The sequence below is a fragment of the Nostoc sp. JL34 genome (genome assembly GCF_017114945.1).
Taxonomy (GTDB): Bacteria; Cyanobacteriota; Cyanobacteriia; order Cyanobacteriales; family Nostocaceae; genus Nostoc.
This window is the reverse complement of sequence record NZ_JABXKQ010000014.1, coordinates 20,932-43,568: the sequence shown is the minus strand read 5'-3', so window position 1 is coordinate 43,568 and position 22,637 is coordinate 20,932. Positions and strand designations below refer to the sequence as shown.

At 43.0% G+C, this 22,637-nt stretch carries 15 protein-coding genes; 3 read left to right on the top strand and 12 right to left on the bottom strand.

All coding sequences use genetic code 11. The features are described 5' to 3' along the window. Positions 1–2 precede the first annotated feature (2 nt). On the top strand, positions 3–3,047 hold the full coding sequence (locus tag HWQ44_RS01460; protein ID WP_292713868.1) for a PAS domain S-box protein: 3,045 nt from the start codon (positions 3–5) through the stop codon (positions 3,045–3,047). 62 nt (positions 3,048–3,109) lie between these two features. Here the strand turns inward: HWQ44_RS01460 and HWQ44_RS01455 are convergent, their stop codons facing one another. The 7 genes from HWQ44_RS01455 to HWQ44_RS01425 form a co-directional block, all read right to left on the bottom strand. Next, on the bottom strand, positions 3,110–4,195 hold the full coding sequence (locus HWQ44_RS01455; protein WP_292713866.1) for a sulfonate ABC transporter substrate-binding protein: 1,086 nt from the start codon (positions 4,193–4,195) through the stop codon (positions 3,110–3,112). Positions 4,196–4,810: 615 nt separating this feature from the next. Beyond that, entirely contained in the window at positions 4,811–5,674 is an 864-nt protein-coding gene (locus HWQ44_RS01450; RefSeq protein ID WP_292713865.1) for a TauD/TfdA family dioxygenase, read from the bottom strand. A gap of 36 nt (positions 5,675–5,710) precedes the next feature. Next, positions 5,711–6,817 carry an aliphatic sulfonate ABC transporter substrate-binding protein gene (locus HWQ44_RS01445; protein WP_292713863.1) on the bottom strand — a complete coding sequence of 369 codons (1,107 nt, stop codon included), beginning with the start codon at positions 6,815–6,817 and terminating at the stop codon, positions 5,711–5,713. A gap of 305 nt (positions 6,818–7,122) precedes the next feature. Further along, positions 7,123–7,944: a class I SAM-dependent methyltransferase gene (locus HWQ44_RS01440; protein ID WP_292713861.1), complete on the bottom strand. Its 822-nt coding sequence runs from the start codon at positions 7,942–7,944 to the stop codon at positions 7,123–7,125. An 83-nt stretch (positions 7,945–8,027) separates the two neighbouring features. Continuing rightward, complete coding sequence (locus tag HWQ44_RS01435) at positions 8,028–9,380, bottom strand: acyl-CoA dehydrogenase family protein (protein ID WP_292713985.1); 1,353 nt, start codon at positions 9,378–9,380, stop codon at positions 8,028–8,030. Between the two features lie 196 nt (positions 9,381–9,576). Further along, entirely contained in the window at positions 9,577–11,058 is a 1,482-nt protein-coding gene (locus HWQ44_RS01430; RefSeq protein WP_100897324.1) for an amidohydrolase family protein, read from the bottom strand. Between the two features lie 108 nt (positions 11,059–11,166). Beyond that, a complete protein-coding gene (locus HWQ44_RS01425; protein ID WP_292713857.1) occupies positions 11,167–12,654 on the bottom strand; it encodes an amidohydrolase family protein in 1,488 nt (495 codons plus the stop codon). 73 nt (positions 12,655–12,727) lie between these two features. On the opposite strand from HWQ44_RS01425, the gene HWQ44_RS01420 reads away from it, so the two are divergent. Beyond that, positions 12,728–13,153: a hypothetical protein gene (locus HWQ44_RS01420; protein WP_292713855.1), complete on the top strand. Its 426-nt coding sequence runs from the start codon at positions 12,728–12,730 to the stop codon at positions 13,151–13,153. Here HWQ44_RS01420 and HWQ44_RS01415 read toward each other — a convergent pair. The 3 genes from HWQ44_RS01415 to HWQ44_RS01405 form a co-directional block, all read right to left on the bottom strand. After that, positions 13,150–14,208, bottom strand: a complete 1,059-nt coding sequence (locus HWQ44_RS01415; RefSeq protein ID WP_292713853.1) for an ABC transporter substrate-binding protein — start codon at positions 14,206–14,208, stop codon at positions 13,150–13,152. The two genes, HWQ44_RS01420 and HWQ44_RS01415, sit on opposite strands and share 4 nt — an antisense overlap. Positions 14,209–14,505: 297 nt before the next feature. Further along, positions 14,506–14,835, bottom strand: a complete 330-nt coding sequence (locus HWQ44_RS01410) for a ferredoxin family protein (RefSeq protein WP_292713851.1) — start codon at positions 14,833–14,835, stop codon at positions 14,506–14,508. Then, positions 14,832–16,454, bottom strand: a complete 1,623-nt coding sequence (locus HWQ44_RS01405; protein WP_292713849.1) for an FAD-binding protein — start codon at positions 16,452–16,454, stop codon at positions 14,832–14,834. Before HWQ44_RS01405 ends, HWQ44_RS01410 begins: the two co-directional genes overlap by 4 nt. Positions 16,455–17,256: 802 nt before the next feature. On the opposite strand from HWQ44_RS01405, the gene HWQ44_RS01400 reads away from it, so the two are divergent. Beyond that, positions 17,257–19,023 carry an iron uptake porin gene (locus HWQ44_RS01400; protein WP_292713847.1) on the top strand — a complete coding sequence of 589 codons (1,767 nt, stop codon included), beginning with the start codon at positions 17,257–17,259 and terminating at the stop codon, positions 19,021–19,023. Positions 19,024–19,668: 645 nt separating this feature from the next. Here the strand turns inward: HWQ44_RS01400 and HWQ44_RS01395 are convergent. Continuing rightward, the gene (locus HWQ44_RS01395; protein WP_292713845.1) at positions 19,669–21,483 is read right to left on the bottom strand and encodes an iron uptake porin; all 1,815 of its coding nucleotides are present in this window, start codon (positions 21,481–21,483) and stop codon (positions 19,669–19,671) included. Between the two features lie 692 nt (positions 21,484–22,175). Then, positions 22,176–22,517 (bottom strand): hypothetical protein, encoded by a 342-nt coding sequence (locus HWQ44_RS01390; RefSeq protein ID WP_292713843.1) that lies wholly within the window; start codon positions 22,515–22,517, stop codon positions 22,176–22,178. Positions 22,518–22,637 lie beyond the last annotated feature (120 nt).

Here is a 22,637-nt window from a genome sequence, read left to right as displayed (position 1 = left end):
AAATGAGTGATAACCTGAAAGCTCAAGAGGTTAGGGACTTGCAGCAAGATTTGAGCGAACAGCAAGCTGCACTGCGCGATAGTGAAGCACGCTACCGCTCACTGGCAGAGGCAAGCGCATCGATTGTCTGGAGGGCAGCACCTTGGGGCAACGTCGTTGATGAGATTCCTACCTGGGAGGCGTTCACAGGGCAAAGTCTCGAACAATATAAAGGATGGGGTTGGGTTGAAGCTCTGCACCCAGAGGATCGTTCTTCGATGGTGGAAATTTGGAAACAGGCATTTCCGACACGCAGCGTTGCAGTTGCCGAGTATCGAGTTCTGCGGCATGACGGCGAATATCGTTATATGAATATACGCGGTGTGCCGATACTCGATGAAACAGGCGAAATCCGCGAATGGGTGGGAATGTGCATCGATATTACCGAACGCAAGCAGGGTGAGGCCAAACTGCGCGAGAGTGAGGCGCGTTTTCGGCTGCTGGCTGAGAATTCAACTGATATTATTTCCCGCCATACAGTCGATGGAATTCTTCTCTACCTTTCACCAGCTTGCTACACGGTGCTGGGATATCAACCAGAGGAACTAGTCGGTCATCCCAGCCATGAGTTAGTTCACCCAGACGACTTGGTACAGATGGCGAGACATTACCCAGTCAATGGTGATTTACCAGATATTTATACCATTACTCACCGAGCGCGTCACCGAGAGGGACATTATATCTGGTTGGAAACAACTATTCGAGCTATCCGCGATCGCCAAACTCAAGAAATTTTAGAGATGCAGGCGTCTTCGCGAGATATTACTAAGCGCAAGCAGGTGGAAGAGGAGCAGCGTTTTCTGGCTGAGGCTAGTGGGATTTTGGCTGCATCATTGGATTACGAGACAACCTTAGCAGGTTTGGCGCGTTTGGCAGTGCCGGAAATCGCTGATTGGTGCTTAGTTGATATCATTTGTGACAATCAATTAGTCCATCGGGTTGCAGCAGCCCATGCCAATCCAGAGAAACAAGAATTGGTAGAACAGTTACAAAATTATCCGCCTGATTTGGCCCAAACAGCAGGTGTTGCTGAGGTAATACGGACAGGCAAATCAAAAATTATTCATTTGATTTCTGATGAACAGATGCAAAGGTTAAGCCACAACGCCACTCATCTAAAAATCTTGCAAGAACTAAATCCGACATCTGGTATGAGTGTACCGCTAATAGTTCGGGGACGGGGGCTGGGAGCGATGACTTTGGTATCTTCTTCAGGTCGTCGCTACGACACCAAAAGCCTGATGTTAGCTGAGGAGTTGGCTGGCCGGGCGGCGATCGCAGTTGATAATGCCCGACTCTACAGAGAAGCACAGCAATCTCAACAGGCGGCTTTACACGCAGCATCTCGCACTACCCGTCTGCAAGCCATTACCGCTGCACTTTCTGAATCTCTAACTCCGACACAAGTCGCTGAAGTAATTGTAGAGCAAGGTATGGCAGCTTTGGGAGCTAGTTCTGTTTTTGTCGCACTACTGACTCAAAACGGTACTGAATTAGAAATTGTCCGAACTGTTGGCGAACAACAAGAAATAGTAGATTCATCGCGTCGATTCTCGATTAATCCATCCGCGCCACTGGCAGAAGCAGTAAGAACTAAGCAGCCTATTTGGCAACCAACCACAACAAAAGTTGCTCCAAATCTGGCTCAGGAATACGCCCAGTCCAACTACGGCGCTGGGATTTCGATTCCATTGATCATCGAGGGACGAGCCATCGGTGGAATGTCTCTAGCTTTTACCGAAATTCAGAAGTTTAATCAGGATGACCAAGCCTTTATGCTGGCATTAGCACAGCAGTGCGCTCAAGCGATGGAACGTGCCCGTCTATACGAGGCAGAGCAAACCGCCCGGAAAGCAGCAGAAAACGCTAACCGGATAAAAGACGAGTTTCTGGCAGTACTTTCTCATGAATTGCGATCGCCACTCAACCCAATTTTAGGTTGGTCAAAGCTACTCCAAACCAAAAAACTTGATGAAAAGACAATTCCTCAAGCGCTGAAGACTATTGAGCGAAATGCGAAGTTACAGGCTCAACTGATTGAAGATTTACTGGATATCTCCCGGATTTTACAAGGTAAAATCAGCTTGAATATCTACCCAGTTGATTTGACATCTGTGATTTCCGCAGCAATGGAGACAGTGCGGCTATCGGCAGAAGCTAAATCAATTGAGATGCACATCAGCCTAGAACCAAATTTGGGGCAAGTTTTGGGAGACTCCAGCCGATTGCAGCAAATCGTTTGGAATCTGCTCTCAAATGCGGTTAAGTTTACACCAGAAGGCGGACGGGTTGATATTCGAGTATCATCATGTGCTAATTTGAACTCAGCACCCAGCACTCATAACTCAGCACTGATTCAAGTCAGCGACACAGGGAAAGGCATCGACCCTAATTTTCTGCCTTACGTGTTTGAATATTTTCGCCAAGAGAACAGCAGCACCACCAGAAAATTTGGTGGATTGGGGTTAGGATTAGCGATCGTTCGTCACTTAGTCGAACTGCATGGTGGAACAGTCCAGGTAGAAAGTGAGGGCGAAGAGCAGGGGGCAACTTTTACTGTAAGATTACCGTTAATGCAAAATCAATTAGAGATTAAACAAGACAGTAGCGACTCAGAGCCATACTCTAATTTGAATGGTGTCAAAATTTTAGTAGTGGATGATGATACAGATACGCGAGAATTTATTGCCTTCTTATTAGAGCAATATGGGGCAAATGTGACAGCAGTAACATCAGCCAATGAAGCCCTAGCTGCTTTAGCCCAATCCTTGCCAGATATACTTTTAAGCGATATTGGGATGCCAGACGTGGATGGATGTATGTTCATGCGACAGTTGAGAACATTGCCACCAGAGCAGGGAGGGCAAATTCGAGCGATCGCACTTACCGCCTATGCTGGAGAAATGAACGCCCAGCAGGTGCTAAGAGCCGGATTTAACAAGCATATTGCCAAACCAGTAGAGCCAGCCGAGTTAATAAATGCGATCGCCAATTTAATCGCTGAATAAACCTGCCGCTACCTATTTACCTCTTCCCAGTCCCCAATCCCCAATCCCCAATCCCCATCTATTTATTTTTCACTGATGAGTGTTTCGGGAGTGATAGCTGCATATTCTTGAGGTGTTAGTAGTGCTTCTTTAATATCAATCTTTTTGGGTAAGATTTTTTCCTTATAGAACAAATCAGCAACACTTTGTTGACTTTGGATTAGTTTTGGAGTGATTCCTCTCAGCCGATAATTAGCACGGCTAGAAATTACTTCCTGAATAGGTAAATCAATTTTGAGTACAGGTGCTATGAGTTTGGCTACTTCTTTACGATTCGCTTCTGCCCATTGACCATTTTTATCAATTTCTTCTAGGATGATGCGAACTAATTCAGGATTTTCCTTAGTAAACTCACGTGTTCCGATGTAATATCCCCCTGGAGTACCAATATTTGTAGCATCTCGCAATACACGGGCACCGTAGAGTTTTTCTACCAAAGCTAAATGAGGATCGCCAGTCACCCAAACTGGAATAGTTCCCTGAATAAATGCACCACGAGCTTCAACGTTGGGCATACTCAGAACTTTAATATCACTATATTTTAGATTTACCTCTTCTAAGGCTTTGATAATAAAATAGTGAGAAGCCGAACCTTTTTGAAAGACTACTTTTTGACCTTTAATCTGAGCTAAAGTTTTAATTGGAGAACCTTTCGGAACTGCGATCGCACTACCTTTACCTGAATTAGGGCCAAGTCTTCTACCAGCCAAATAGATGATTCTTGCACCCGCAGCTTGAGCAAATATCGGAGGAGTTTCTCCAACTGAGCCAATATCAATTTTGCCCACATTCATCGCTTCCATGAGTTGTGGCCCTTGAGCAAATTGTGACCACTCTACTTTCAAGCCCAAAGGCTGCAAACGTTTTTCTAAAACTCCTCTGACTCTAACTAAATCACCAGAGCTTTGATATCCTATTCGCAGCACCTTTGTTTTAAAATTTATAGTCTTAGCCTCTACTGTTTTTGCTTTAGTAATTCCTGTATCTGTATTAGATACAGTTGACGTACAACTGATTAAAGTCGTAGATAAAGCTACAAATCCAGGTATGACAAATAAGGCTAATTTACTGATTACTGTTATCTTAGCATTCCCCAAATTATTAAACATTTTTGCACCTCAACTTTTGATTAGCTACTGATTTTTAAACATTGCGTTAAAACTTAATTTATCCAAAATTTTAAATATTATTACAATTATTTACTTATTAGATTTAATTGAATCAGGTGTGAATGCTGCATATTCTTCTGGAGTAAGTACTCCATCTTTGACATTAACCTTTTTTGGGAGGAGTCTTTGTGCATACCATCAATCAGCTATTTCTTGTTGTTTGTTAACAAGTTCGTTGGTGATTAGTAGCAGACCATATACTGCTTTACTATGAATCGCTTTGAGAGTAGTTACATCAATACCAATTTAGCCTTTGCAAAGATTTTAAAAGTCCAATAATATTTTCTAGTTAAATTTAATAATTTTCGTTTTAGCGTTTTTAATAAGTGCTAAAAACTATCAATCTCAGTCTATAGTGTATCAAATTTGGTCTTCAAATAAAGTATTTATTAACACTTGTTTTAAACAAAAAACATTTTTTTACTATTTTTAATTTACAAGCATAGAGGATGATATTTAGACAATTTTTATTGGTCACAAACCCAGAATAACTCTTGACTCTTGACCAATAAAATGTATTAAAAAATGCCTATTAGCTGAATCTTCTGAGCTATCCTAAAAAGGACGACTACCTGCAAGGCTAACCCGCTTTAAGACTCGTCGCTCATTTGGATCAAATGCTTGACGGTAATGTAAGGTAGCTTGATTATCCCAGTAGACAATATCGCCTACAGACCATTTGTGTTGGTAGTAGAACTTGGGTTGATTTAGATGTTGTCTCAACTGTTCAATCAGTTTAGATCCTTCTTCCGGCTCTAACCCGACAATTTCCACTTCTGTAGCAGCATCTAAGTAAAGATGCTTTTTACCACTTTCTGGATGTGTCCTAACTAAAGGATGGGGAAAGATTGGACTGATTAAAGGAATACTTTTGTCTAAACGATACAAAGAACGGGGTGCATTCCGATCTCGCAAAAATGGGTTGTAGGTAATTAACTGTAAATCTGCAATCCGTGCTTTGGTGGCTTCATCTAATGCCTCATAAGCTAAATTAGTATTTAACCAATAAGTATCTCCACCATGAGTTGGTATTTCCAATGCATAAAGAAGCGAACCACTAGATGGGGTAGGAGTCCATTTGTGGTCGGAATGGAAAGTTAATTCTCCAGTACCAGTATAGCCACCATCGACATTGGAAATCGGAATTACTACCGGAGTTTCTCCTGGTTTAGAAGCCAATACTGGAGTTTCATCAGATGGTACAAAGAGTGCGCCAAAGTATAGAGAAAAGTTCAAAAGTTGTTCATCGGAGAGCTTTTGGTCTTTGAAGATTAAAATGTGGCGATCGCGCAAAGCTTCTTTAAGTTGTAATATGACTTCAGGTGCGATCGCTTGACTGGCATCTATATCTGTAACTATGGCTCCCAAAGGAGCATCGATAGACCTAATTTTAACCTTTGTCAAAGTCGAGGTAGACATAATATTCTCCTGTGCTTTAATTTTTTCTTGAGATAACTACTTATTCGCTAGAACCTCTGAAGGAGTAATTTTGGCGTACTCTTCAGGTGTTAAAAAGCCATCTCTAACATTCACCTTTTTGGGGATAAGTCCTAAGCTGTACCATTTATCTGCAACTTCCTGTTGCTTGGTAATAGTTTTATCAGTAATTGGTACTAACCCATAGTCATATTTCTTATGCATTATTTCTAGAGTTGGTGGATCTAGCTGAGTCACAGGAGCCAGCAGTTGGGCAACTTCTTTGGGATGATCTTTAGTCCAGATTTCTGCCTTTTCTAACTCCTCTAGAAACACTTTGATAACATCAGGATGAGCCTGATAAAATTGGCGCGAGGTTGAGTAAAAGTTTCCAGTATCCCGCAACTTATCACCATCTGCTAAAACACGAGCGATTTTCTTTTCTACATTTCTGGTAACGAATGGCTCCCAAATATACCAAGCATCTACTTTACTCTGACTAAATGCCGCATTTGCATCTGGCGGTGTGAGAAAAACTGATTGGACATCGCTCAGTTTTAGTCCGGCATCTTCTAATGCTTTAACTAATAAGTAGTGACCGATAGAAGCTTTCTGAAAAGCTACTTTTTTACCCTTCAAATCAGTAACACTTTTAACTGGAGAGTTGACAGGAACTAAAAGTGAAATAGCTTTACCACTAGGGCGTGTAGTAGCTAGATAAACAAGAGGTGCTCCGGCTGCTTGTGAAAATACAGGAGGCGATTCGGCTGTAGATGCAATATCTAGTCCATTTGCATTCAAGGCTTCTAGCTGTTGTGGCCCAGCAGCAAACTCAGGCCACTGTACTTTAAAACCCAGAGGCTCTAATCGCTTTTCCAAGGAACCCTGTTTTTCTAAAACTGCTAGAGCAGTAAGTTGTTTTGAACGTACAATCCGTACTACTTGTTTCTCTGTTGACTTCTCTGTAGTGCTAGATGAAGCTACCGACTCAGGGGAAGCTGGTGACTGCTGAGTGCTATTTTTTGCTTCACCACAACTTGATAGGGCCGTCGATAGCATTAAGCAGTAGCCCAGAGCAAACAATAAGGAACGACGTGTTGTTCTCTGGCTTTTTCTGAATTCAAACTTTCCTTTTAAAGCTGGCATGGGTTGTTTTATTGATTTCCCTCTAAGTGGTTAAAACATGATGATTAATTGCTATGTAAAAAACAAAAAATCTTTTTTATTAAGTTATTTAATAATTAAAAAATACTTTTTACTCAAAAAGCTTTATCTATTAACTTAAGAAATAGGTGGGTATAACCCACCCTAAAACGACTCGAGGAACTGAGAATTTAATAGTTAGGAGGCAAAAATTTAGGAAGTGGAGTGAGAAAGACCCACTCCAATGTCGTGCTAGTGGAAGATTGAAATTTGTGAATGAAGCTCTGTTTTATTTGCGTGCAATTTTGCTAGTGCTTCCAAGCGACTAGAATTGTAGCTTGGAGTTCTTCTGTAAAATGTCCAGACGGCTCAACTGCGAGTAACGCTTCTCTGAGATCCTTTTCAAATGCTGGGGCGTTATCACCATAGAAAATTTTCAGAGAGAAGGCTGTAGTGTATAAATAGCCGAGATAGCTATCGACAGTCCAAGATTTTTCAAATGGCACTTCATAGTTTTCTTGGCGAGCAAAAGCCGAATTGCCAATGACGACTTCATGGGGAGGATCGACTGGCTTACGAGTGCCTTGTCCTCGTTGCCCAGTTCGGCGTTCTTCACCTAACCATTTTTTCACTACTCCAACAGCAGCTTGTTTCCAAGGTAGATTACTTTCCCAAGGGTTATCACCAGTCTGAAGCAGTACTAATGCACCATCATCAGTTAGCAATTCATAAAGGCGCTCAAGCACTAGTTCGCGTTCCATCCAGTGGAAGGCTCTACCAATTGTGGTTAACTTAAATTTCCCTAAACTAGAGTCAATTAATTCTGCTCCTTGTTCTAACCAAGTAATATTATTTGCTCCAACTGCTGCTGCTTGCCGTTTAGCTTCTGCAATCATTTCTGGATCGGGATCGATCGCCACAACTTCTTCAAATTTGGTTCGTAGACCAATTGAAATTAATCCTGGGCCAGTACCTAAATCAAGGAGTCGTCCTTGACCATTGAGATTAAATATTTCGGCTAATTTGTCGAATACAATCGGTGGGTATTTGGTTCTATATTGAGCGTAGCCCTCTGCGGCTCCCTCAAATAAACTTGGGTCGTAGGTAGGAAGTGTTTTTAGTTGAGTCATATCAATTTTGGATTTTGGATTTTGTAGAGACGCGATTCATCGCGTCTTTGGGGATAAAGGTGGAGAGAGAAATAACCAATGCCCTAAGAATATTGGGTGATTACAGGTAGTTGATCGTTGAGTACCCAATCGCCGATCGCACGCAATTTGTAGTCCACAGGATCGTGTAGGGTAAAGGTTCGCAAATCTCGCCAGTAACGGTCAAATCCATATTTGGTTGCTGTGGCGCGAGTTCCAGTAACTTCAAAAATGCGGTTGGTAATATCTATGCCTACACGGGTCGCTAATGCCTTGGCTGCGGAAACTGCGATCGCAACTTCTCCTCTCTCTTGATGAGTCAGTTCTGCATCCTTTTCCCAGGCTGCTTGTACTTTCTCAGCGGCTTGGTCAGCTAGTGCGATCGCAGCTTGAATTTCAATCCAAAAGTCTCCGTAATGATGCAGGATATATGGGTCTTGAGTAGCACTATCTACTCCTGATGTAATCCACGGTTGAGTAGTAGTTTTAGTGTAATCACGAGCAGCGGCGAAGGCTCCTTTAGTAATTCCTAGATAAACGTTGGTTTTTGTTAGCTGGGCAATAATCCCAAGAAAAGTTGAGAAGGCGCTATCAGCGGGATTTGGTGGCCCCAAAATCTCATCTTTTTCTACTAGGACATTATTAAATGTATAACTACCGCTATCTGTGCGACGTTGCCCAATATTATCCCAATCGTGATTGGAAACTAACCCTTCCCTGTCTTTGGGAATTATGAATATGAAGGGCAATTCTACGCCATCTTCTAAAGCGGAGAATACCCGGTAATCTGCAACGGAAATACCTGTACCAAAGCTTTTAACACCATTAATCCGAAAATTCTCACCTTCTGGATTAATTTTCAGTCTAGTATCCTTTGTATTAATGGCATTTGCCCAAAATAAATTATTTTTAGCAGTTTCTCTATAATATTTTTCCTTTTGGGCTGGCGTGCCGGAAACGTGACCCAAAGCCGTCAAATTGAGATGATTACCATATAATTGACCAATTGAACCATCTGCTTTCGATAGCTTTCTGACAATTTTTAAAGCATCAATCCAAGTAGCTCCAATCCCACCATATTGCTTAGGTACAATCAGTGGTAGCAGTCCACTTTCACGCAGTTTATTAATTTCCTCTTCTGGAACTCCAGCTTTAGCATCCCGTTCAACTGCGGATTGAGCAAGTTCCTTGGATAGAGAAGTTGCTAGGTCAACGTAATCCTTTGGTTTTGTAATATCTAGCACCATAATTAAATCATTTTTGTGTAAGTTAGTTTTTGCAAGTCGATGCAATAAAGGTACAAACCGATGCATCAAAGGTGCAAACCGATGCAATAAAGGTACAAATCGATGCATCAAAGGTGCAAACCGATGCAATAGAGGTGCAAGTCGATGCATCAAAGGTGCAAACCGATGCATCAAAGGTGCAAACCGATGCAATAAAGGTACAGATTGTTGATATTAGACACAGAATTTAGGAGAAATGTAGAGTGGGCAAGGCCCACGCTACAAGTGAACAGAGGAAATGGAACATGGAACGTTGTAATTGTCTTTTGTCATTAGTCCTTTATCCTTTGTCCTTTGCAAATGACCAATGACTAATGACTAATGACAGTTATTTCTTAGCCGCCAGATATTCATTTGCGGCTTTCTCAACACCTGTACCCTTGAAGAAGTCTTGATTGAGACTGGTGTACAACTCCAAGGGATGGATTGAGAGGAAGTAGCGGAGGTCTTCTTCGGTAATGATTTCGCGTTCTGCCATTGAGTAGGCGTTGGCAGTAACGGCGGTGATATCAGGCACATCCCAGTGACCGGAATCTGAACCTAAGAATGCTTTAACTCTGTCCCCAAAGGGATTAGCTGCACGATTAAAGGCTTGGCTGACACGGGTATCATCTGATTCTGTACCGAAGTAGAAATGATTCAAAAAGCGATCGCGCACATCTTCTGGCTTCTCAATTCCTGCTAGTTCAAATTCGTCGAGTTCGCCTGGATTTTCTGGCGCTAATAGTTGATGATGGAATCCTAAACCGTCACCAATTTGATCTAAGCGTCCATCTACCAGTTCGCCACCGTAGCGGGTGTACAACTCTACCAATGCTTCCTTATCGATAATCGCAGGATTATTATTTGACAACAAATGTTGTTTGTTACGGGTTTCCCAATGCCAAATAATATCGGCGTATAGACTAGCACCCCAAGCTGAACCACCTTCTAAAAAGGCAAACTTTAATTGTGGGAAGCGGCGGGTAACTCCACCAAAGAACAGCGATTTGCATAATGCTTCTGCTGCAAAGGCGAAGTGATTAATGTGATTGTACTGAGCGTTGGTGACAGAACGCTGAGTTGTCCAACCTTGGCTAGAAGCGTGAGTTGTGGGTACAACTTTCAGTTCTACGCACTTAGCCCAGAATGGATCGTAATCATACTCGCTATCTAAGCCAAAGTTATCAATCCAAACCACTTCGTTAGCGACTTCTTTGCCATACTTTTCAAAGGCAGGAATTGGACGACGAACATAACCGGGGATTTGAATTGCTTTGAGTCCGAGAACATTCACCGCGTATTCCAACTCTTCAATCCCTTCTTCGGGAGTGTGCAGGGGAATGGCGGCGATGGGTGTTAAGCGATCGCTATAAGGGCGGAAAATATCAGCATGGTAGGTGTTAACTGCGCGACAAACAGCCCGCCGCATTTCTTCGTTGCCGATATTTGGGGCCATTGTTGCCAAGTTGGGGTACACCACGGCAAAGTCTGTACCTGCTTCTTGCAAGCGTTCGTGCAGCAACTTGGGCAAGCTAATGGTAGCCAAATTCAAAGTATTTTTTGTGGGACGACCCCACCAGTTAGGGCGATTGGTGCGATAAGCAAAACGTTCTTCCCAACTTTGTTTGTACCACTTAAAACGGGAAGATCCTGGTAAATTTTCTTTGAAACGTTCGACAAGCGCAGTTCCACCAACTTGCTCTAAGTAATCCAAGACTGCTGGTTCAAATTCCTGGGTATGTACATCGGTGTCAATGATCGGATAACCAAGTTTTTCCCGAATTTGAGCAGACCTGGTTTTTTGTGGGCGGTCTAGAGCGATCGTCATGATAGTTTATCCTCATCAAATGTTTATAGGCATTAGCAAAGACGCCACTAGCAAAGACGCGATAAATCGCCGTCTCTACAAAGGATTGATTATTGTACAGACGGCGATTTATCGCGTCTCTTTCGCAGCCAAAAACTCATCTGCTGTTTTCTCGACAGCCGTACCTTTGAAGAAGTCACGATTCAGGCTGGTGTACAACTCCAAGGGATGAATTGACAGGAAATATTGCAAATCTTCTTCGCTGATAATCTTGCGTTCTACCATTGAATAGGTATTGGCTGCGATCGCAGTAATATCAGGTACATCCCAGTGACCGGAATCGGAACCCAAGAAGGCTTTGACGCGATCGCCATAAGGATTAGCTTTGCGGTTAAAGGCTTGAGCTACACGGGTATCATCTGATTCTGTCCCGAAGTAGAAGTGATTCAAGAAGCGATCGCGGATATCTTCTGGCTTGGTAACTCCGGCAACGGCGAATTCATCTAAATCACCGGGTTCTAGGGGAGATAATAACTCAGCGTGGAAACCTAAACCGCTACCTAGTTGATCCAAACGACCATGTACTAATTCGCCACCGTAACGGGTATATAGTTCTAACAATTCTTCGCGATCGATATTGGCGGGATTGTTATTTTCCACCAAATGATCTTTATTGCGGGTATCCCAGTGCCAAATCAAATCGGTGTACAAACTAGCACCCCAAGCTGCACCTCCTTCTAAGAAAGCAAACTTGAGTGTGGGGAAGCGGTGAGTTACACCACCAAAGAACAGAGATTTACATAATGCTTCCGCAGCCGATGCAAAGTGACCAATATGGTTGTATTGGTAATTGCTAATGGAACGGCGATTTATCCAACCCATACCGGAAGAGTGGGTGGTGGGTACAACTTTCAGTTCCACGCACTTCGCCCAGAAAGGATCGTAATCATACTTACTATCCAAGCCAAAGGTGTCAATCCAGATGGCTTCGTTGGCTACTTCTTCGCCATATTTCTCAAAGGCGGGAATCGGGCGGCGGATATGTCCGGGGATTTGAATGGCTTTGAGTCCCAGCACTTTTACCGCATATTCCAATTCTGCGATCGCTTCTTCGGGCGTATGCATGGGAATAGCCGCAATGGGTGTTAAGCGATCGCTATAAGGGCGAAAAATATCAGCGTGATAGGTGTTAGCTGCCCGACAAACAGCCCGCCGCATTTCTTCATTCCCAATGTGTGGGGCCATCGTTGCCAAGTTGGGGTACACAACGGCAAAGTCTGTACCAGCTTCTTGTAAGCGTTCGTGCAGCAACTTTGGCAAACTAACGGTAGCTAAATTTAGGGGATCGTTAGTGGGACGAGTCCAGAAAGGAGGGCGAGCGGTGCGGTTAGCGCGGCGTTCTTCCCAAGATTGCTTAAACCATTTAGAGCGAGATGCACCGGGTAAGTGTTCTTGAAAACGCTGTGCGATCGCAGTTCCTGCAACTTGCTCTAAATAGTCCAAGAATGCTGGGGGAAATTCTTGGGTATGTACATCAGTATCGATGATCGGATAACCCAGTTTTTCCCTAATTTGAGCAGACTTGGTTTTCTGTGGACGGTCTAGTGCAATAGTCATAGCATTTTACCTGAATTTTCAAATGGATTGTCAAGAAGCAGGAGCTAGGAGGGATGCAGAAAGCTTTTGAAATATGACGGTTGAGCCTTTGAGCTTGAAAGTTGAGCCTTTGAGCTTGGAAGTTGAGCCTTTGAGCTTGGAAGTTGAGCCTTTGAGCCTGGAAGTTGCACTTTTGAGCTTGGAAGTTGAGCCTTTGAGCTTGGAAGTTGAGCCTTTGAGCTTGGAAGTTGAGCCTTTGAGCCTGGAAGTTGCACTTTTGAGCTTGGAAGTTGAGCCTTTGAGCTTGGAAGTTGAGCCTTTGAGCTTGGAAGTTGAGCCTTTGAGCCTGGAAGTTGCACCTTTGAGCTTGGAAGTTGAGCCTTTGAGCTTGGAAGTTGCACCTTTAAAAGACTTAATTACAAAAATTTGTTTTTCTTGCTTAGAAAAGTTACTAATTCCTACCTCCTCTACTCCCTTTGCTTCTTCTATTCCCGCATTTGCAATGGCTGATAGAAATTAACGCTGTTGTTTGTTCACAACCCAATCTGTTAATTTAAAGTCCGACTTTGCCAAACCCTGCGAGACTAAAAATTTCTTTGTTCCCTCTAAAAGTTTCACTCCCTCGGCTGGTAATGGTTCTTCTGATATTTGTTTGAGTGGTAACGATACTTTGATAATATCGAGGGGATATTTAGTAATTTGGGCGTGGTACTGATAATATTCTTCAGAATTAGCTTTTAAATCCTTGGCTGCTTCTGTCAGAATTCCATTAAACTTCTGCGGGAAATCAGGCTGTTTTGCCAAAAAGCTTTCGGTTGCGACAACTAATGATGTCCCTGACAAACCTTTATGATTCGCCGAAGAATCAATCACTGGAAACCCTTGCGATTTCAGAAAAGGCCCCAGATCGCTTGAAGTTGCATAAGCTGCGACATCACCACGTTCTAAAGCTGCTTTTGCCTCAGTAGTCATCAAGTGAACAACTTTAACATCCTTGGCAATTTTAGCTTCAGCTAATAGTCCCAGCAGATATCGATGCATATAAGAACCTTTTTGGGTAGCTATTTTTTGACCCTTAAGTTCAGCAAGCGATCGCGGCCCATTCTTTTTCGCCACTAACCAAGCGGTTGTATTAAATTGAGTAATCCTTAGCAGTCGTGTTTCCTGACCCCTTGCTCTCAAAACTATGGCTGGTGTATCCCCTAAAGAGCCAACATCTAATTGTCCTGCAACCAGCGCCTCATTTAGATCCGGCCCATTAGGAAATCTTGCAAAAGTAATGTTTTTAAATCCTGCTTGTTGCAACTCACGATCTAAAATTCCCTTTTTCTTTGCCCAACCAAGTGGCCCTGTAGGTTCTGAACTACCTACATAACCTATACGTAGCGTAGAAATTTTATTGGATGCAGCAACAGCTTTATTGACATTAACAGCTTCAACAGATTGAGCAGATTTAGTTTCGCCTTGGCTACATGCTGTAGTTAGTAGCAGTAGAAGACAAGCCACTGAGGTTGATAATCTGAAAGTAAGTTTATTTTTACTGATAGAACCTGTTACTACTGAAAACGACAGCATGACTTTTTTCTCCGCCGTACTATACGCCGTGTGCAACTTTCTCTCAGACTTAACCCCCAACCCCTTCCCTACTAGGACACCAATTCAGTAATCCTGGAAGAACCTCTCCCCCTACCCCTCTCCTCGTAGGAGAGGGGAGTTTAGCTCCCCCTTCCCTTGAAGGGAAGGGGGCTGGGGGGTTAGGTTTTTGATTACTGAATCGATGCTCTAGGGAAGGGGAGCAAGAATCAAAGCCTCTCGAAGAGTGGGGGAGAGGAATGGAAGCGGGGTTCTAAGGATAAGTTGCACATCGCATTACTATTTCATCTGCTTCAAAATTTGGAATGTTTCATCGGCTTTTGCTGTTGATGTACGTTTGTGTCCCCAACCGATGTTTTGCCGATAACTACCCAGTAGCCCCACTTTTGCCAATTCTGCCTCGTTGACTGAGGTCGTCACATCGCTTTCTGGTGCTACATAAAGGGCGTCAACTGGACAATACAATTCGCACATATAACAGGTTTGGCAGTCACTCTGTCGGGCAATGGTTGGCGGCGCATTAGGTACTCTGTCAAACACGTTGGTTGGACAAATATTCACGCAGATATTACATTCTATGCACCGCGATTCGCTGACCAACTCAATCACACGGCTGCTCCTATTTTAGATAAAGGCTTTTCTGTACTTAGCGGCTGACTTTTTACCCAAACCTGGTCTAATCCGCCACTAATCAAGTGATGTTGCTGGTTAGCATCTTGTTCTGGATAGTCTTGATGTTTGTGCATTCCACGAGTTTCTTTACGTTCAATGGCACTGCTGTACATCCATCGCGCTGTGGCTACCATTGCCGCAGCTTCTCGCGCCCGGATTAGCTCTTTATCTGACTTTACCTGGCTACTGCGGAGTTCTTGCCAAAGATGATTTAGCTTACCCAAAGACTCAGTTAAACCTTGTTCTGTACGGAAATAGTTCTTTTCGTAAGGGAATACTTCGGCTTGAACTGCTTGAATAATTTCATCAGTTGCCAAAGTTTGAGAGCGATCGCTCCCACTCTGTAATCCTACCTCTCCAACGCCCTGAACGCGGCGTTGAGTTTTGTATTCCCCTAAGCTGCGGGTATATTCAGCAGCCGATTTCCCCGACCAATAGCCAGAAGATATTGCCCATGCAGCGTTATGACTACCACCGCCAGTAAATCCGCCACAAATTAGTTCGCGTGTAGCGGCATCTCCAGCCGCGTAAAGTCCCCGCACAGAACTGGCACAACTCTCATCTACAATCCGAATTCCCCCCGTACCGCGCACAGTTCCCTCTAGGCGCAGAGTCACAGGGAAACGTTGAGTAAATGGATCGATACCTGCACGGTCAAAGGGTAAAAAGAAATTGGGCTGTGCTAAACGCATAGATGGCCGCATCGATTCCGCCGCTTTGTCTATGATGGCGTAAACTGGCTGTTGCAGTAATGTCTGGGCAATTACTGAACGTCTATGAGAACTTGCTCCCGGAATCACAGTACCGTCTTCGTAGGTAAAGGTTGCCCAATTATAAAACAGGGTTTTGGTGACTGAAGAAAAGGCGGGGGAGATGCCATAAGCGTTGGAAAATTCCATACCCGACATCTCGGCTCCTGCTTCTGCCGCCATTAAGTAACCATCCCCTGTCAGGACGTTGCATCCTAACGCTTTACTGAGAAACGCACAGCCGCCAGTTGCGATAATTGTGGACTGCGATCGCACTATCCATTTTTCACCAGTCTGACGGTTCACACCTGTTGCACCAGCAACAGCACCATCGTCATCAACCAGTAATTCTAAGGCGGGACTGTTATCTAAAATCTTGACTCCAGCGCGTTGAATTTGCCGCCGCATCAGCCGCATATATTCTGGCCCTTGCAGCGATCGCCGATAGGGTTTACCTTCATCGTCGGTAGGAAAGGGATAACCCCACTCTGCTAACTGATTGACGTTGATATAGGTCTGATTCAGTACCCGATCCATCCAATTGCGATCGGCTAAAAACCCACCCAACGATTCCCGACTCGCCTTTGCTGTTTCCCGTGCTTCTGGATCGGGTGGCACATACCACACACCATTCCCAGATGCAGCAGCGCATCCAGTTGTGCCGCAATATCCTTTATCTACCAGGATGACTTTAGCTCCACTTGATGCAGCACTCCATGCCGCCCAAGTCCCAGCTGGCCCACCTCCAATCACAAGCACATCTGCTTCTAAGTCGAGTTCAAAATCGGTTGTTAACGTCTTCAGCATCTACCATTTTCCCCCATCGATAAAGTCTTAAGCATCAAGTTTTCACCCCATCGATGCTGCAAAATAAATATTTAGAAATCTGTTTGCCTATCTACATTTTCACAGCTTACTAGTAGCCCGAAATTGTGGCCCCTTCAGACGGGTTACCACTAGAGTAGCATTACAAATACTTTATCTTGATCGATAAACCGTAGTTTGCAATATAACAAAGCTTTTCACAGTTTTCGAGAAAAAGCAAGCATTTTACTAAACAACTTCAAACATAAAGTTATGTAAAGTTAATTTTATTATCTCTCCTCAGAGACTTGCTTTTTACAGTCTTATGTGCAAATATCCAATGTTAGTACACAAAGTACTAAATTTCGATAGACTTACTGTTGTTTAATAAATTTCTCCAAAAAAGAGCAAGGAATCCTATTCTGGCTCAAGGCATCTACTACCAATGTTTTTCAAAGTTCGAGCTTAGTGAAAGTGGCTAATAGCTTATAAGCTGTTTAGCATCTAAAGTTTATAAATTCCGAAACCCTAGCTAAGAATGGCAAGGGTAAAAAAAGTTTTTGCCAGAAGTCTTTTGTGAAAATTGCTTTTTTGAAAGTAATTGCGTAGCGCTATTTCAGCGTTAAATCTTTGCAACAAATGAATCGGCTGTATGGACGTACGGATGTACGCCACACTTAGAAACCGAAGAAATTCCAAGAATTATATATACAGACAGATGTTCGCTCTTCCACAAGGTCTTGTAGCTACCGAAAAAGATTGAGCAGCGAAATTTAGTTGATATTGTGTGAGGAACAAATAACCCATGTCTAAAGTTTTATGGAATTATTTGCTAGTGATTCCAGCTTTGTTCGGTGGACTCGTAGTCCTGTCTTCAGCTGCGCCTGCTGCGGAAGTAGAACAGATAGCACAGCCGACACAGCAAGTAATACCAGAGATTGACAAGATTACTCCAACTGGTATTGCTCAGAAGACTTCATCAGAATCATCTCTAGCACCTGTGAATGCAGAACCCTTGGGTAGCACAGTAAAATTGCCAGTTTTAGCTGTTCCTAGCGATCGCATAGAGCAAGTTACATCTGTTTCGCAACTCTCTGATGTTCAACCTACAGATTGGGCCTTTCAAGCCTTGCAGTCTCTAGTTGAACGCTACGGTGTGATTACAGGATATCCAGATGGCACATTTAAAGGTAATCGGACCCTGAATCGTTATGAATTTGCCGCAGGCTTGAATGCAGCCCTCGATCGCCTCAACGAACTGATTGCTACTAGCACTGGAGAGTTGGTACGAAAGGAAGACTTAGCGACTCTGCAAAAACTGCAAGAACAGTTTGCCGCCGAACTTACCACATTGCGCGGACGGGTAGATGCCTTAGAAACGCGTAGTGCTAAGTTAGAAGCCACTCAGTTTTCTACTACTACCAAACTGCTGGGCCTTGCACAATTCTTTGTGGGTGATACTTTTGGCAATCGTGTTGGTACTAACAGAGATAACACCAACGTCTTTTTTTCCTACCGCGCTACACTTGCGCTGCAAACTAGTTTTACTGGTAAAGACCAGTTGACCACTAGTTTAACAGCAGTTAACAGTCCTGTTTTGGGAGCAGTTCTGACAGGAACTCCACAGACCCGGTTTAATACTGAAAGGAATACTTTTTACACCGATGGTTCTGTTTATCTTGACAGATTGTTTTATCGCTTCCCACTTGGAGCTAAAACCACTGTCTGGATAGGCGCGAGAGCACTCCAACCAGTTACTTTTGCTCCAACACTAAATCCCTTGATTGGTAACGGGCAAAGTGGTACTCTCTCGCGGTTTGCATTTTCCAACCCTGTAATTTACCGACCCGGCTTTGACGGTGCTGGTGCAGCTTTTGCTTATAAGTTTAATAATCAATTCCAACTCAACGCAGGTTACATAGTAGATGACGGTCTAGCTAATAACCCCGCAGGCAATGCAACCAATAGAGGAGGATTATTTGGTAACTCCTATGAAGCACTTGGTCAACTAACTTTCACACCCAGTCGCAGTTTAGATATTAGTTTCGCCTACGCCCACAAATACTTCCCTGCCCCAATCGCTGTTGGTACCGGCGCAACTGCCGCTTTTGGATCTGGTTATAACATCACTGGTGGTACAGGTACTACTTTCGCTATTCGTCCTTTTGGTGCCGCTCCCACTTCATCTGATAACTTCGGACTGCAATTCAACTGGAAAGCCAGTGGTGTAGTTAATGTAGGTGGTTGGTTTGGTTATACACTTGCCCATCAAGAAGGTACTAATAACGATGCAACCATAATTAATGGTGCGCTTACCTTAGCTTTTCCAGACCTGTTTAAAAAAGCGAATCTAGGTGGGTTGGTCTTTGGTATACCACCTAAAGTTACTAGTAATGACAACATAAATCGCAGAGACAAAGATACCTCCTTACATCTAGAAGGTTTTTATACCTATAGGTTGAATGACAACATTAGTGTTACCCCAACTTTGTTTGTAATTCTCAACCCTGAAGGAAATTCAGCCAATGATCCAATTTGGGTAGGTGCTATACGTAGTACATTTAATTTCTAATCTCATATTCAGATGAATACTTACAGCAGTTTTCATGTATTTAGATCACAATTATGAGACCTAACCTCCAGCCCCTTCCCTACTAGCGTTGGGGAGAAAATCAAAGCCTCTCTCCGCACTTCGTGCCGCTACGCGAACGTAGGAGAGAGGTTTGGAATAAAGGTCTATTTGTGGTTCATTTACCTGAAAATCGCTGTAACCCTCTTCTGTCACTCTCCGGGAGGGCGATCGCTAGAAGCCTCATGAGGCAATCAATACAAGCTATACTATTAGAAAAAAATTTGTCTTGTATTTATTATTAGAAAAGAATTGCGCAATCGCTTGCTATACAAAAGCTCTAGAATTAAGAAATGGCAAATGTTTTCGGAGAGTGACAGAAGAGGGGTAATAATTAGGGCTGACGCAAAGATGCGCCGATGATATCTAAAAACTGTGGACATCAGACTCATACTGTTCTCAATGTTGCGAAAAATGTTCGGGATAAGTATATTCTCTCTTCTACCTAAGGGACAGAGGAGTAGGTGTCAGTCAGCACCATCCATTTGAGCCGATTCTCTCGGTTAGTTACAAGCCCCATCCCAAGAGTAGGTGGGGCATTTGACAGATATATATTGCTAGAAAACCTAGATATCTAGTTTTTACAAGTTAAAACCTAAAGACAGTCCGAACCCAAGCAAATAAACTATCAGGATTGCTGGCATCAGAGTTCGGTGCAGTAATCCAGATGAAACCCGGCGTAACCTCAATATTATCTCCGATTTTATATTGGTAAAATGCCTCAACGTGTAGGGAAGTATCTTTATCCGCTTGTCCCGCACCTGCTCCCAAATCTACATTCTGACTGAGACTAGTGAGTTTCGGCTCCATACCAACTAAAACCCCCCCTAAAGCACCTTCAGTAAAAAGATCCGGGAATGCCAGTCCTACCGCCCAATCCATAGCTTCGCCATCTCCGCGTCCTAAATAACGGTGTACCCCATAACTTACCCACGCATTGATCGCCAACTTGGGATTAACTTGATAGAACGCCTGTAGACCATAAAGGTTGCCCACAGTTCCCGCTCCATCCACGGTGCTGTTTACTAAGTTACTCCCGACTGCTGGGCCGAAATTTGTCCCACTAAAACCTAGTGTTCTTGGTGGGCTATAGGTATTAACATAAGTTGCAGCTACCCGAAAATTCCTATTAGAAGAGTAGTATATTAACTGTGCTAAAGCTAAATATCTGCCTGTAAATAAGCCATTATTAGGTGCGGGATTACCACCGTTTGGTGCGCTGTACGCTAGCCCTAATTGAACCTGTTTGCCTAATCCCTGGAGTATGGCAATTCCGGGGCCGCTATCTCCATAGTTATAGACCAAAGACCGCCGTGAAAATCGTGAAATCCCATTAGCACCAGTCGCAGAAGACGATTCAAAATATGGGTTAATCGGGCCAGAAAGACCTATTTCACTAGCTCCGTCAGACAATGGAAAAATGTTTACTTGGGTATTTGGAAAAGGTAGAAACCGATAGCGAACACCACTGAGAATAATAGTATTGCGTACAAAAGTAATACTGGAGTTATCAGCAGTTCTTCCCTCATAAGTTCCCAATAATCCGGCTCTTGTTTGTCCCAATGATTCAATATTTCCACCTCCTATTGTTATACCTAGTGAATCTTTACCGTTAAAACTGGTGTTTAACCGTAAAGTAGTTGAGCCTTGAAGTGTGACATTGTGAGGTGCTGGTCTCTTGCTGACAACGTTATTACCTGCCAGAACTGAACCAAAAACAATCTGAGATCGACCGATAAGTTTGGTTGTGGTCGAAAACTGAGTTGCTTCTAACTTCGCAGTTCGCGTTTCCAAGGTATCTAAGCGTCCCCGAAATTCAGCAAGTTCTGAAGAAAATTGTTCTTGTAGTTTTTTGATGGTATCTAAGTCTTCCCGTTTGACTAAATCTGTCGTTGAAGTTGCTATTAGTTCATTGAGGCGATCTAAAGCTGCATTCAACCCAGCTGCAAATTCATAGCGCGTTAGGGGACGATTTCCTTTGAATGTGCCATCTGTATATCCTGCAATTACACCGTAGCGTTCAACTAGAGACTGTAATGCTTGAAATGCCCAATCTGTCGGCTTAACATCTGACAGTTGCGAGACAGATGTCGCTTGTCCGGCAGCATTATTTGTACCTTTTTTACTAGTTAGCGGTGCAACTTCTAACAATTGCGAGACAGGTATCACTGAGCCTGTAATATTATTTGTAGCCTTTTCATTATTTAACGGTGCAATTGAAGTTTCTACTGTTTGATTGACTTCTGCTTCTGGAGCTTTGTTCACTTCTAATTGGACAGTAGATGCATCAGACTTAGGCAGTTCCGCGTTACTTTTTGCTGGACAAAAAACCAGGACAATTAGAATATCTAGCAACGAAAGCAAAAACATTAGGCATCTATAATTCCAGCGAAAATTCGACATGACTCCTCGACTCCTCAACCTAAATGATGAATAAACTAGCTCTAAATTGGACAGATAAATCAGCAGAAATACTTGTTCCTATGCCACTGCTAAACCATTAGAGAATAACCTTAGTAAAGGTTTCACTAGGGAGAAAAGTAGCAATCTCCTATAGATATCGAAACTAGTACTAAGCAGTTGAATATAGAATCCAAAAGCCGCAGTCAAACCACGCCTACCTTGAAAATCATAGTTTTTTGTAATGAGAGTAAAATTCGCAACTCAAGCCACAGGCGAATAATATACTCTCTTGAAAAACTCCAGCTTTCACAGTAGACGGGGTTAAATTATGACTTCTGGCGATTGAAAGGATACTTAAAACCTTTTGGATAAGACAATCACTGCCTTGACAAAGACTTCACTCCTTTTAAGGGAAACTAAAGCATACGCTATGTGAACTGACACTTCTAAGACATTCTTTGAAATCCTGTTTTTATTGGTTATCATGTACAAAGTAAACCAATGTTAATGACATTGACTAAAGCTTGATTTTGATTCAAGTTATGATCTGCCAATTAGCATTAGCTGAAGGCAGTAATTTGCAATCAGCGAATATTTGACAGCATCAATTATTATCTAGATACGATAAGCCGATAGAATTACCGTATTTTCCGTGAAATTATCTTTGCATAGAGCTTGGTACAATGCAAGACCTAGTACTTCTTCATCAGGTGAAAGGATGTCAAAATTACTAGGTAAGTCAACTCATCCAACTGCGATCGCGTAGTGTACCGTAGACAATAGCCGCAGATAGTCGCATCTTTGCGTAAGGGCGTTTTTGTCCGGTAGTTGCTACCCTTCTGCTGACGCAAACCACGAATATAACTGGTGGGTTCTGCACAGAGCAAGAAACTGCAAGATAGAAAGGCTTCTGTTGATGAAACCGGAAGCTCACACTTCGGAGTTGCAAAAATCTGAGTAATTAACATAAAACTTGTATTCTTCACGACAGCCATTGTTGCGGCAAAAGTGTCATGATTAGCAAAATTATCCACAAAATTGACTCTTTCGTGGGCAGTTCTTTTTTATGAATCGTTAATCTATACTCGCTTTTTAAATCATTTCCTGTAAAATGCTGATTATAATCTACGGTAATAGCGTCGATTTATCGTATA

Bases quoted from the DNA above. Each gene is read 5' to 3' on its own strand.
- HWQ44_RS01440 (WP_292713861.1), bottom strand. From the start codon at position 7,944: ATGACTCAACTAAAAACACTTCCTACCTACGACCCAAGTTTATTTGAG.
- HWQ44_RS01395 (WP_292713845.1), bottom strand. From the start codon at position 21,483: ATGTCGAATTTTCGCTGGAATTATAGATGCCTAATGTTTTTGCTTTCG.
- HWQ44_RS01455 (WP_292713866.1), bottom strand. From the start codon at position 4,195: ATGTTTAATAATTTGGGGAATGCTAAGATAACAGTAATCAGTAAATTA.
- HWQ44_RS01415 (WP_292713853.1), bottom strand. From the start codon at position 14,208: ATGCTGTCGTTTTCAGTAGTAACAGGTTCTATCAGTAAAAATAAACTT.
- HWQ44_RS01420 (WP_292713855.1), top strand. From the start codon at position 12,728: ATGACGGTTGAGCCTTTGAGCTTGAAAGTTGAGCCTTTGAGCTTGGAA.
- HWQ44_RS01430 (WP_100897324.1), bottom strand. From the start codon at position 11,058: ATGACGATCGCTCTAGACCGCCCACAAAAAACCAGGTCTGCTCAAATT.
- HWQ44_RS01445 (WP_292713863.1), bottom strand. From the start codon at position 6,817: ATGCCAGCTTTAAAAGGAAAGTTTGAATTCAGAAAAAGCCAGAGAACA.
- HWQ44_RS01460 (WP_292713868.1), top strand. From the start codon at position 3: ATGAGTGATAACCTGAAAGCTCAAGAGGTTAGGGACTTGCAGCAAGAT.
- HWQ44_RS01405 (WP_292713849.1), bottom strand. From the start codon at position 16,454: ATGCTGAAGACGTTAACAACCGATTTTGAACTCGACTTAGAAGCAGAT.
- HWQ44_RS01400 (WP_292713847.1), top strand. From the start codon at position 17,257: ATGTCTAAAGTTTTATGGAATTATTTGCTAGTGATTCCAGCTTTGTTC.
- HWQ44_RS01435 (WP_292713985.1), bottom strand. From the start codon at position 9,380: ATGCATCGGTTTGCACCTTTGATGCATCGACTTGCACCTCTATTGCAT.
- HWQ44_RS01425 (WP_292713857.1), bottom strand. From the start codon at position 12,654: ATGACTATTGCACTAGACCGTCCACAGAAAACCAAGTCTGCTCAAATT.
- HWQ44_RS01450 (WP_292713865.1), bottom strand. From the start codon at position 5,674: ATGTCTACCTCGACTTTGACAAAGGTTAAAATTAGGTCTATCGATGCT.